Source organism: Pyrococcus horikoshii OT3 (assembly GCF_000011105.1).
GTDB classification, from domain to species: domain Archaea; phylum Methanobacteriota_B; class Thermococci; order Thermococcales; family Thermococcaceae; genus Pyrococcus; species Pyrococcus horikoshii.
Genome location: NC_000961.1, coordinates 575404 through 587535, shown reverse-complemented (window position 1 = coordinate 587535; position 12132 = coordinate 575404). Strand labels below are relative to the sequence as shown.

Here is a 12132-nt window from a genome sequence, read left to right as displayed (position 1 = left end):
CATCTACATCCCAATGCCGACTCTAAGCCCTATCCAGAAGACGAACCCGGCCATTAGGGCAACTATAATCCCAAATCTCATTCCGGATGAAAACTTACCCTCCCTAATAACTCCAATGCCGATGCCGGTAACAAAACCTTGAATTACTGAAAAGAGCCACAGAACAACCCTTAAATCTGAAACAGGTATCTGAATTCCAGTACCACTTGAGGCTATAAATTCCGAGATCTTTGAGACTATTGCCACGATAAATGGACCAACGAAACCGCCAGAGGTTAAAAAGAACATCATCTGCATTCCTGTCGAAGCCTTTCTCTCCTTCTTTATCCTAAGTATCTCTCTAACGTCATTACCAACTGCTATTAAAACATCCGCCATTGGGGCCCCCCTTTCCAAGGCCTCGATAACTATCATCATTGACCTGTATATCACGAGAGACTTCTTGTTCCTTAAGGCAAAAGCCCTAAGGGCATCAACGGTTGGTCTTCCTCTTTTCATTTCGGCAACTGTTCTCATGAATTCCCTGGTTAACGCTCCAAACTTAGCCGTTGATAATTCTTCCAGGGCCTCTGAAAATGAGACTCCCGCTCTAAGTGATCCAGCCAAGTAAAAAAAGGCATCTGGTAATGCTCTCTCCATTTCTTCAATCCTTCTCACTATCCTAAAGTTTGGATAGAGGTAAAGAAAAGTCAAAAACACTATCAAAAAGCTGATCGTAAGGATCTTCAAAGAATCAGTAAAGATGAAAGCTAAAACTCCTCCAATTACCCCGAAAATAAGGGAAATTACAATATATTCGGAAGCCTTGAAATCTATACCTGCGGAATATAAAAGCAAGTCGTACCTTTTAAGGTACTTTTTTGGAACTACACTCTCAATAACTTTTGCTAGCCTTGAACTTACTACAACCTCCTTTGCCAACTCCTTCACCTCGGCTCCGCTCTCTTAATCATCATGATTATTATAAAGGATAAGGTGGGAAATCCAAGGAGGAAAATGACTATCATACCACTTAAGTTTATTACAAGCCTCTTCATAAAAATCGAGCCAGCGAGAATTACAACTATTAGAAGGGTCGGCATTACAACGGTCATGAACATGTAAACGAAGGATATACCATTTATCTTCTGAACGTAATCCATGAGCTTTATCCTATACTCGAACGAAAATTCGTCGGCCATCTTATAAAGTATATCAGCTAGATTGCCACCGAACTTTAGAGCCCTTAAAATCTGTTTAACAACCCTACTCACCATGTCCGATTTCATCTTCTCCTCAAACTTAGTCAGTGCATCTTCAAAACTCGAACCCTTATGCATCTCCTGGACTACCATTGCAAATTCCTCAGATACAACCCCATAATCAGCTTTTGATACCGATACCATGGCCTCTGCTAGGCCTATGCCAGCATTGAGCAAGGAGGCCATATGTCTGAGAACATAAGGAAGGGCTTTTTCCACTTCCTCGACTCTCCTTTTCCAAACGCTCTTTGGATAGAACCTCATATAGATGAATCCAAATATGAATCCCAAAACTCCTAGGAGCATGCTCATATCAATAGGAAGGGCTATTATTAAACCTACAATAAAGGTTAAAATTGCCGAAATTATTCCCACTGCTAACATTAAGGCTACATACTTTTCCTTCGGCATTAATATGTTTGCCCTGTATAGATCTTCATCTAAACCCTTAATTGACTTACTCAAAGATTCGACCGGACCTCTAAAATATTTAAGAAAGCTCTCTGCAATTCTATCTGACAATGGCCTTTGAATCGTCTTTTCACGCCATTCAATTGCTTCTTCTATGAATTTCTCTTCTTCACTTTCTTTTTCTTTCTCAATTTCCTCTCTCATTCTCTTTAGTAATTCAAGCCTTTCTCTAACCGTAAGTTCACGACTAGGCATTCTCCTAACTGGTGCTTCTGCTATCTCAATAGTCTTACCTCCAAGCTTCTCTAGGAATCTGAGAAATCCCTCAACAACTCCTGGCACTTCTATCACCTTTAGATGAACTCCTTAACCCTCTTGCTCATTTCAATTGTAGTTGCTTCCCTTTCGAGTTTTTTAAAGAATTCCTCTTCGTCAATATAGAATTCCCTAATCTGGGCTCCAACTTCATCTATCCTTCTTATTCCCTTCTCTATCATCCAATCCAGGACGAGTTTTCTCTTTTCTATTTCATAATAGAGCTCATCCATTCCCATACCAGTATGATAGCTTAAAATATTGAGGAACCTGCTCGGAACTTCAGTTCTAACGATTTCATCCTTCGCTGGATCGTACTTGTAAAGGAAGTTAAGTTGAATGCTCTCCCCTTCAATTCCGGAAACCTCAGCTATCTCAGTCATACGCCTTATGGTTCCCTTCTTTCTTGTATGGTACCTTACCTGCATAATTATAATATCCAATGCTGGAATCATTATCCTGGGAACGTTCATTGGAGGACTCTCAAGTCTGATTATTGTTTCCCTTGCGGAGTTTGAGTGAATGGTCCCCATACAGTTTGAAACCAAGATACCGTTTGCAACGTAGTTGTGATCGTCTTCAACCGTTAAATCATAGACGTACTCAATGCCAAGTTCCTTTGGATCAACTTCTTCAACGCTTACAACTTCATCCCAATAAACATCCCCCTCAGCTATCAGTTGAAGTCTTCTTGCTTTCACCCAAGCTTCTTCATCACCAACATCCTTGGCCACTTGCTGAAGGGCAAGGGCTATTCCCCTAAGTGTGGAGCGCCTTATCTCTTTGACCCTTCCTTTTTCTACATGCCTAATAAGGCTTTCAGAGACTTTTTCTCCTGCATAATGAGAGGCCAACTTTGAGAGCTCTGAAACCGTTAATCCTAACATCTGACGAAGAGGAGCTATCATTTCAGCTGAGATTGGCACGCGATAAGCTCTTCTTCCGCGATGGGTCTTTTTGGTTTTTAATACCTCCATGAGTTTTGCTCTCTTCCTTGAATGGTGTAGGGGTATAGATCTTGCAAATTTAGCAAGGTCATCAACACCACTAATTATTACCCTAAATATTTCGCCTTCTTTGAAGCCTTTATTCTTTACACGGGAAACTGTACTTATTATTCCCAGTCTTTGGAGAGCATACCATATTTTCCTTGCTACATTTTCGCTCTTGGTTACCAAAATTATGGAATTTTCATCTACATATCCATCTGCATCGAAAAGTCCAGCTATAAAGTACCTCATGAGATCGTCATTTGAGAGCACTATGTCTGGAACATCCCATTCAAGTTTTCTACCCTTAGGTATTCCAAATATCCTTGAGAGCATTTCAGCAAAGATCTTCGAGCCAACAGTTACAACCATATACTTTCCATTCTCTTTTACATTTGGAATATAGTTGGGGATAAAGTCTGAGATTACAGATACAAATGCTTCCATGTAATCCTCGTCATCAAACGTAGCTGAAATGTAGTATCCATTTGAGGATATATAACCATCTCCAAGGATGACTCCAGCTAGGTAGGATAGCTTTTCATCAACCTCTCTAACCAATTTTACGGGATGTGAATTTACTGAAACCAAGTATTGAGCCTTTTCTGGAGGAAGACCTTTATTGGGGACCTTTATCATTCCCTTTCCGTTGGGGACAAGGTAATAATCACTTATTTTTGCATAAATGCTAAGGTCAACAACAGCTTTAGTTTGAGGTGGTTTAGGAGGATTCATCATTACCGCAACTCTATCTCCAACCTTAAGGTTCCCCGCTTCTTTTCTGACGACATCTCCATTAGAGAACGCGAAAAGCGGATGACTTCTGGTAAGTATTACTTCGTTGCCTGTTCTCGTCTTTATGCGTATTAGCTTTTCTCCTTCTCTGACCCTTCTTCTCCAAACTCTAGAAACAATATGCTTATTTGCCTTTAAGTCTGGGCCAACGCTAACGACTTCGAAACGATCCTCATCATTAAGTTCTATGTACTCGAGATCCTTGTACCTCTCAATTTTGTCAGAATACTTCTTGAAGAGTTCCTCAACCAAATCACCTATGAGGACAAATCTACCGTTGGAGAGCTGGATTATGGAGAAATCATAAAGTGCCCCATCATGTCCGGTATTCATGGCCGTAAACATTGTCCTTGCCTCTGGTCCACGGACTTCACCTACAATAATTCTATCCGGACGCATTCTTAATGTGTTCTTAACTAAGTCATCCATGGTTATTTCTCCCTTTCCTTCCACGTTTGGCGGCCTTGTTTCAAGTCTTACCCAGTGCTCTATTGGAAGCTGAAGCTCTGCGGTATCCTCTATGCTTATAACCCTTTCACTTGGTGGAATGAACATCGCTAAAGAGTTCAATGTCGTCGTCTTACCGGAACCTGTACCTCCGGCAACTAGAATGTTTGCGGGCTTAACTCCTAGGCCATCAACGAGGAGCCAGAGAAATGCAGCAACTTCGGAGTTTAAAGTCCTAAACTTTATTAAGTCTATTATCGTTAGCGGATCTTTCTTGAACTTCCTTATCGTTATTGTAGGCCCATCCAGACTTATCGGTGGCAACGTGGCATTGACTCTACTTCCATCAGGAAGTCTAGCATCAAGAAGTGGATTTTGTTGATCTATTCTCCTTCCAACTTCCCTAGCAATTCTCTCAATTATCGTGAGGATCTCGCGCTCACTGGTAAAGGTTATGTTAGTCTTACACATACCAAAGCGCCTATGCCATACGTAGACTGGCCTATTAGTTCCAATAACCATTATCTCTTCTAAGTTGTCATCCCTTACGAGGGGATCGAGCTTTCCATAACCTATCATGTTCTGAACTATTAGCTCAGATAACAGCTCAACTCTCCCCTCAGACAACGTCGGAGCCATTTCTTTGACCATCTTCCGAACTTCTCTAAGGAATATCCGCCTTCTCTCTTCTAGATTAGGTATGGACTCTGGATCTATCTGTATTTCCACTATCGCCCTATCCCTAACCAATTTTAACAGCTTTTCTTCATCCTTACTCAACTCAGGAATGCTCAGTTCATATATTGGAACGGCCTCTCCCTTGACTCTTATAATCCTAACATTTCCATAGACATCTAAAACCTTTAAAATCTGGCCAGTATACTTTTTTGAAGTAGGTGGGGTTAGGATTTCCTGTATCCTTATAGGCACTTCTTCTTCCTTTCTTTCCTCTTCAGGTTTCTTCAATATATCCTCTAACCTAAGGGCTCCTGTTTTTTCAAGGAATGCTAACGGGAGACCTTCACCAGCTTCTTGTTTTTGAGGAGAAGGAGTTGGTAAAATATTACCACGAGATAAAGACTCTGTCTTGGGCTTTTCAGGAGTAGACTTACCCTCCCCACTACTCTTTTTTAGTATCGCTTCAAGGGTTAAGTTGTCACTACTTAATATCTCATCTATCCATGACCTCGCCCTCTTTTTTTCCTCCTTCTCACTCACTCGCCTCCCCCCGACTCCACTCAAATTTATACGTTATCTCTATAGATGAATTATCACCAATCCATATTACCCAAATTGGATAATCGACTTTCTTAAACTTAACATTTTTGACACTAATAAGGTCGATTTTGGTACTAATTAAACCCAACTTTACGTCATAGAGCATGAAGTTATTGTCCAATTTTTGCATTTTAGCTTGAATGTTAGTTGATTTAAAACCAAGTGCCCCCTTTAGGTACTCGATGTACTCGGTATAATTCATTGTCGGATGTGGATAGTACCCATAAACTTTCGCATTTGGAAAGAGTATTGGCGGGGAAACAGCTATCACATCCCTAAAATAACCTTGCTTATAACTTGAGTTATGAATTAGTTTAAACTTAATGAGACCTTCATAGCTGTAGAGAACCAACGAAGGATCACGGAAATTAAAGAGGGATTCAGGACTTAAGTACATTGGGGAGTTTATTAAAGGTGGGAACATGAGATCACATATTGGGGGAGCTAGAGAGGTGAAAACGGGAACTTCAACGAAGTATCTTCCATTTTCCACGTATATATTACCCGTACATTGAGGGGTCACGAAATCTCTTAAGGGAACCTCTAAAGGATTTGAGTCATTAATGTAGAATCTTATCTTCACAACTTCATGAGGGTATACCCAAAATCCGAGCTTATAATTGATCACATTTTTCCTTGGTGAGTTTATCTCAATCCCATTATAGCTCTCACTTAGATTTTCTCTAATAACCTGAAAGTTATAGCGTGGATTCACCATTAGGAACTTTGCTTCATCACCAAGATTTATGAGCGTCACATTCATTTCAATATCTACCAAGCCCTTCAAGTACAGATTATTCTGAGCTATACTAGGCCTTGAAGTGAATGATAGGGTAAGTATTGTAATTATAAAAAGAAAGGGCAGGAACCTTCTCATATTTATCACCCCGTAATCTTCGCTATGACGACAGAGGATTCATAGGTAAGAAGCTTAGGGACAAAATCCTTAGGAACTTCAACGAGGACCAGCACTTCTGTATTCTTCGGAAGGGCCATTAAGTTTGTTTCACGCTCTAAATCCAAAACTTTCCAGCCGTACTTCTCTAGCTCGGCCTTAACTTTTTCGGGATCATTTATTTTTCCGGCTGCTATTGCCTTAAGTATCTCCGAGAGATCTACAGAATAGGAGTACGAAGCTGATATAGTCTCACTACTTGTTTGAGTCGTAGAAGCTTGTGTCTGAGAAGTTTGAGAAGTTTGATAGTTTGTTTCTGCCCCAGGAGCATAGTTTGTTAATGAAGATTGTTGAGATGTCGTCGAGGATGAGGAAGAGACAGAAGTTGTCTTAGTTTCTGATTCATACAAGTTAATTTTGCTAGCAGCAAAGAGCACCATTGAGACCCTACCTTCTGGAACTATTTCTTCAAATTTCGTCCCATTGCTCCTAGCATATATCTTTATTTTATCGCCCGGCTCTAGAAATCCTCCCACTACACTATCCCTCGGAAGAACCAATGCGACCTGTACGAATTCGACCTCCTTAACTGAGTATTGAAGCAATTCAGATAATGTTCCTATCTTTCCTATAATCTCCTTGGCCTCTTCCTTTGTATATATATTCATGGAAGTTCCCCTTTTCAGGATGACATCCTTTGTAGGTATGGAGTCGATCCTGTAGAAATATACCTTTTTCCAAAGATTGAGCAAGTATTCATCAGGCGATATTGAGAGAACTTCATCTTTCGTCTTTGCGGCGTCAACCTGGGCCAGGAGTGCGTTGAGGGTAGAAACTATCTCGGCCTTTAATTCATCTGGAACACGTACCTGAAGAAGAGGCTCAAAAGCAAGTTTGATATTCTCTTTAGTCTGATTTTTCAATGCTTCCAATTCTTTCAGGCGTTTCTCTTCCTCAGCGCGACGCTTTGCTTCCCTTATCTCCTGTAAACGCTTCTCACAAATTGCTTTAACATTTATACTCTGAACTTCTTTGACGCTCTTAGCCGCGAGTATTTTATTTATCAACTGAACCTTAACAGTATCGTTTGCCAATTCTCCAGTAAAACACTTATTTACCTCGGCTATTTTAGCCTTTTTAGCGTTTTCTAATTCCCTAGCTGCCTTGCTTTCAAGATACGTATAAATGCTAATGACAGCACCAACAATTACAATCGTAAGAACTAAAGCTCCAATTATAATCCTTTTTCTCCTCTCCCTCTCTCTAAACATGCCAATTCTAGAGACTCTTCTTCTTGGAGGTTTTGGAGGACCTGGGGTAGGAGGTTGTTCCTCAGTCTCCGCGGCAGCTCTTCCAAGCTCTCTAAGTCTCCTTATTTTTTCTTCAATATCTTCAGCCACCGCAGACACCACCACCCAGCTATCCGGAAAGTAAAGTATGAAAGTTTGATTATCCTTCCCAGCTTATTAATATTCGACTAATAAGATTTATTTTCCAAACTTTTTAAATCCTTTGTAGGTGATTAAGTATGGAAAGACTCATAATAAAGGTAATTGAGATAAGAGGGAAATGTCCCGTCTTTAAAGTTGGTGACAAAATTGTCATTGAGGGGCCAGAAGTAAAACTTAATGAAACAGATGCCTTATGTATTCATGCGTTCTCATCCTTATTACCCTACATAATAGCGTTCAGAAAAGGCGTGAAGCCAAAAGAAATAGGGCTTGGAACCGAGAATAAGGCCTACATCCAGTGTCCCGACCCTGGCCCCCCTTATACCCCAGGGGGTACCGTAGTCTTTGAAGTAACGGTGGTGAGGGATGAAACAGAAAAAAGCTTGGGCAATAGTGAAAGAGGTAATTGAGGAAGCCGACATAGTGGTCGAGGTAGTCGATGCTAGGGATCCCATTGGGACGAGAAATAAAAAACTTGAAAGGATGGTTTTAGAAAGCGGTAAAAAGCTCTTATTGGTTATGAATAAAGCTGATTTAGTGCCTAAAGAATGGGCCGAAGAGTACAAGAGAAAAAGCGAAATCCCAGTGGTTTTTATTTCAGCGAGAGAGAGGAAAGGAACTGGGATCCTTAGGAGGGAACTAAAGAAAATAGCAAAGATGATCAATAAAGAGAGGGTCAAGGTAGCATTAATAGGGTATCCAAACGTTGGAAAAAGTACGATAATAAATGTACTCAAAGGGAAACACTCCGTTGGAACGGCCCCAATACCAGGATATACAAAGGGTAAACAAATGATAAGGCTCACCAAGAAGATCTGGCTCTTAGATACTCCCGGAGTTGTTCCGATAGATGACTTTGATGAGCTAGTAATAAAAGGAGGTTTTCCAGCAGATAAAATAAGAGAACCGGTAAAGCCAGCCCTTAAGTTAATAAGGAGAATTTTAGAAACTAGGAAAGAGGCCTTAACCGAGAAGTTCAATATAACTGAATTTGAAGATGAAGAGGATATCCTGAGAAAAATTGGTGAGAGGAGGGGAATTATAAGGGAGGGTGGTGTGGTAGATATAGAGGAAACCGCGAGATGGTTCCTGAGAGAATGGCAAACAGGCAGATTTACACTCTTTAGCACAGAAGAAAAAAGAGAAGAGGAATATATAGAGAGCTTTGATGAAATTTTAGAAATAATAAAGGAGCAAAATCTAACGGATCCTAGGATGATTATTTGGAAGTTTGGAAATATCCTTGAGGATTATCTAGGAGCAGAAAGAAGGTTCGGAGCGATCAAAGTCGGGGAATTTATGATTGCAATAGCTACTGGATTTAAAAAGTGCCCCAATGCTATAAAATTTGTGGAAAGGATTACCAGGAAAAATGCGGTAGCAGCCGAATGCTTTGGAAAGAAATGGAAGGGTATAGTTGCAATATTGGAATAGGATAAAGCGAATAAACCCTGAAGGATACTTAAGAACATGAGGCTACTTCTAACAACGGCCCAAGGAATTGAGGATATAGCAAAAAAAGAAATTATGGAACTACTTAAAGAGAATACAGTAACGATACAGGAAAAACCTTTTAACGTGGAAGGTAGGCTTTTAGTTGAGGTTAAAGAAACCTTTTATACGGATGAAAAAGGAAGAAAAAGGCCCTTCGAGTTTGCTACATACCTTAACGAAAAGTCGAAAACCTTACACAGGGTCATTATTGAGATAGCGAGTCATGAATTTAAAGGGATAACAGAGGAAAACCCTGAGAAAGCACTAAAAAGAATTGAAGAATTCACTGTAAACATTCCAGTTGAGAGGTTTATCAAAGTAACAGAGAGCTTTGCAGTAAGGGCCTTTAGAAAAGGGGAGCACACGATAACTAGCGTTGACATAGCAAGGGTCGTGGGGAAAGCGATATTTGACAGGCTTTCAAGGATTGGAAGTCCGATCGTTAACCTAGATCATCCCTCTACCATTGTTAGGGCCGAACTTATAAATGAAGCCTTCTTCTTAGGAATAGACACAACAGGTGATCATTCCCTCCATAGAAGACCCTGGCGCGTATACGATCATCCAGCCCACTTGAAAGCGAGCATAGCAAATGCCCTAATAGAGCTAGCTGAGGTAGAGGATGGAGCCTCCTTTATAGATCCTTTCTGCGGCTCAGGTACGATCCCAATAGAATTAGCCCTCAGAGGTTATCAAGGAAGAATAATATGCCTCGAAAAATTTGCAAAACATTTGAATGGAGCAAAAATGAATGCTTTAGCTGCTGGGGTTTTCGATAAGATTGAGTTCATAAAGGGAGATGCAAGGAGGTTAAGTAAGTATGTTGATGAAGTTGATTTTGCAGTTAGTAACCTTCCCTACGGATTAAAAATAGGACGAAAAAGCATGATTCCTTCCCTATATGAAAGGTTCTTCGATGAACTTTCTAAGGTGCTCCAAAAAAGAGGAGTTTTCATAACAACTGAAAAAGAGGCCATAGAGAAAGCCATTGAAGAAGTTGGGTTCAAAATAACTCATTATAGAATAATAGGGCACGGGGGGCTGAGGGTTCATACGTATGTAATAAGTTAGCATAAAATTGAATCCTCCGCAAGCACATCAAACTCCATCTTTCCAATACCCTCAATCCATGCTTCAATTCTATCACCATGCCTTAATGGGCCCACCCCAGGAGGGGTTCCCGTAGCTATTATATCTCCTGGTTCCAGGGTCATTATATGGGATATGTATTCTATCAACTCGGGTATCTTAAAAATCATCTGACTAGTTCTTCCCAGTTGCCTAATCTTACCATTGACCTTCAATCCTATTTCAAGATCCGAAGGATCTAGTTCTCTACTGTCAACAACCCTGGGCCCTATCGGGGCAAAGGTATCAAAGCCCTTCGAAATAGTCCAAGGGTACCCCTTTTTTCTAGCTTCCGCTTGCAAGTCTCTGGCCGTTATGTCTAGAATTATTGTATACCCCAGAATATAGTCAAAGGCTTTACTTGCCGGGACATTCTTTGCCCTCTTTCCCATTATAACTGCGAGTTCAACCTCGTGATCCACTCTTTTACTTCTCCTGGGAAGTATTATTGACGATCCAGGTCCTATTAAGGCTGAAGGTGGTTTAAGGAAGATAATTGGCTCCTCTGGAGGCTCGCTTCCCATCTCCCTTGCATGTTCAGCATAGTTCTTCGCCAATGCTACTATTTTTGTTGGCCTAACATCGTAGTAACCATCCCTAAAAGGTAATCTAACGCTACTCATTTCGTTCACCTGAAGTAATATTCCTCCCTTCTATCCTTAAATATGTCATTCATATCATTTAGCCTCTTATTTCTGGCTAGATTTAGGTCTATCTCAACGACTCCAATTTCTTCCTCAGTTTCGCTTGCAATAGATAAAACCTCAGCTTTTGGAGAGGCTATTAAGCTCTTTCCTATGAATTTCAATCCACGTTCTTCTCCCACTCTATCAGCGGTTATTGTGTAAACTCTATTCTCAAGGGCCCTTATTGGCATAGCCCTGGGAGCGTAAGGCATGACTAGATTTGCAGGATGAGCTATTATCTCGGCCCCTTTCAGGGCTAGAGTTCTTGCACTCTCTGGGAAAAACCAATCAAAGCATATCATCACGCCAACCTTCGCAAATCCAATATCAAAGACCTTAAACCCTAAATCACCGGGCTCAAAAAAGACCTTTTCTCTGTAGAATAGGTGTATTTTTCGATACTTTCCAATGTATCCCCTCGGACCTACAACCACGGCCGAGTTATACAAATAGTTTCCAGATTTCTCTGCTGTCCCGGCGACTATGTAAAGGCCTAGCTCCCTAGCTAATTCCATGAGAAAGGTAGTCGTTTCCCCCTCAGGAATCTGTTGAGCAACATCAAAAACTTCTTCCCTACTTTCGAAATTATATCCTGTATCAAATAATTCCGGTAAAACTACAAGTTTTGCACCTTCTTTGCTCGCTTCTTTTATCAACTTTTCAGCTTTTGAATAATTTTTATCCAATTCGAGTATTTTCGGCTCCATCTGAATGTAGCCAACCTTTACCATGCCCGCATCCCCATTAGATAGGTTAGGGAGCTAACAAAAATTTAATTTTTTTGTCTTATCGATACTCAAATTTCATGTTCGATTTTGTCTAAATTATTTGCTAGAGTAGGTTATTGGCTAGAAAAACCGATATGATTATCGCACTGTTAAATTCTAGTTAGAAATTTTACTAAAACAAAATAATAAGATAGGATATTAAGGGTTTCAAATAAACTAATAAAACTTAAAAATTTGGTAATAAGGCTTAGTTTGGGGAGAGATTAGGAGGTGA

At 40.4% G+C, this 12132-nt stretch carries 10 protein-coding genes; 3 read left to right on the top strand and 7 right to left on the bottom strand.

Annotated elements, in window-relative coordinates; all coding sequences use genetic code 11:
- Positions 1 to 3: 3 nt before the first annotated feature.
- Genes PH_RS03065 through PH_RS03045 form a run of 5 tightly spaced genes read right to left on the bottom strand, consistent with a single transcriptional unit; the run spans position 4 to position 7771 of the window.
- Complete coding sequence (locus PH_RS03065) at positions 4 to 921, bottom strand: type II secretion system F family protein (protein ID WP_394295101.1); 918 nt, start codon at positions 919 to 921, stop codon at positions 4 to 6.
- 5 nt (positions 922 to 926) lie between these two features.
- Positions 927 to 2003 (bottom strand): type II secretion system F family protein, encoded by a 1077-nt coding sequence (locus tag PH_RS03060; protein WP_010884749.1) that lies wholly within the window; start codon positions 2001 to 2003, stop codon positions 927 to 929.
- A 2-nt stretch (positions 2004 to 2005) separates the two neighbouring features.
- On the bottom strand, positions 2006 to 5416 hold the full coding sequence (locus PH_RS03055; RefSeq protein WP_010884748.1) for an ATPase, T2SS/T4P/T4SS family: 3411 nt from the start codon (positions 5414 to 5416) through the stop codon (positions 2006 to 2008).
- A complete protein-coding gene (locus PH_RS03050; RefSeq protein ID WP_048053182.1) occupies positions 5409 to 6353 on the bottom strand; it encodes a hypothetical protein in 945 nt (314 codons plus the stop codon). The genes PH_RS03055 and PH_RS03050 overlap by 8 nt, the downstream gene beginning before the upstream one ends.
- Before the next feature lie 5 nt (positions 6354 to 6358).
- The gene (locus tag PH_RS03045; protein ID WP_048053181.1) at positions 6359 to 7771 is read right to left on the bottom strand and encodes a DUF515 domain-containing protein; all 1413 of its coding nucleotides are present in this window, start codon (positions 7769 to 7771) and stop codon (positions 6359 to 6361) included.
- Positions 7772 to 7899: 128 nt separating this feature from the next.
- On the opposite strand from PH_RS03045, the gene PH_RS03040 reads away from it, so the two are divergent.
- From PH_RS03040 to trm14, 3 genes are read left to right on the top strand one after another with little or no spacing between them, the layout of a single operon-like run.
- Complete coding sequence (locus tag PH_RS03040) at positions 7900 to 8232, top strand: TIGR04076 family protein (RefSeq protein ID WP_010884745.1); 333 nt, start codon at positions 7900 to 7902, stop codon at positions 8230 to 8232.
- Positions 8189 to 9256 carry a GTPase gene (locus tag PH_RS03035; protein WP_010884743.1) on the top strand — a complete coding sequence of 356 codons (1068 nt, stop codon included), beginning with the start codon at positions 8189 to 8191 and terminating at the stop codon, positions 9254 to 9256. The genes PH_RS03040 and PH_RS03035 overlap by 44 nt, the downstream gene beginning before the upstream one ends.
- A 36-nt stretch (positions 9257 to 9292) precedes the next feature.
- Positions 9293 to 10387: a tRNA (guanine(6)-N2)-methyltransferase gene (gene trm14, locus PH_RS03030; protein WP_010884742.1), complete on the top strand. Its 1095-nt coding sequence runs from the start codon at positions 9293 to 9295 to the stop codon at positions 10385 to 10387.
- Here trm14 and PH_RS03025 read toward each other — a convergent pair.
- Both PH_RS03025 and PH_RS03020 read right to left on the bottom strand, forming a co-directional pair.
- Positions 10384 to 11067 carry a fumarylacetoacetate hydrolase family protein gene (locus PH_RS03025; protein ID WP_048053180.1) on the bottom strand — a complete coding sequence of 228 codons (684 nt, stop codon included), beginning with the start codon at positions 11065 to 11067 and terminating at the stop codon, positions 10384 to 10386. The genes trm14 and PH_RS03025 overlap by 4 nt on opposite strands.
- A 5-nt stretch (positions 11068 to 11072) precedes the next feature.
- A complete protein-coding gene (locus tag PH_RS03020; RefSeq protein WP_010884740.1) occupies positions 11073 to 11861 on the bottom strand; it encodes a nitrilase in 789 nt (262 codons plus the stop codon).
- Positions 11862 to 12132: the final 271 nt, after the last annotated feature.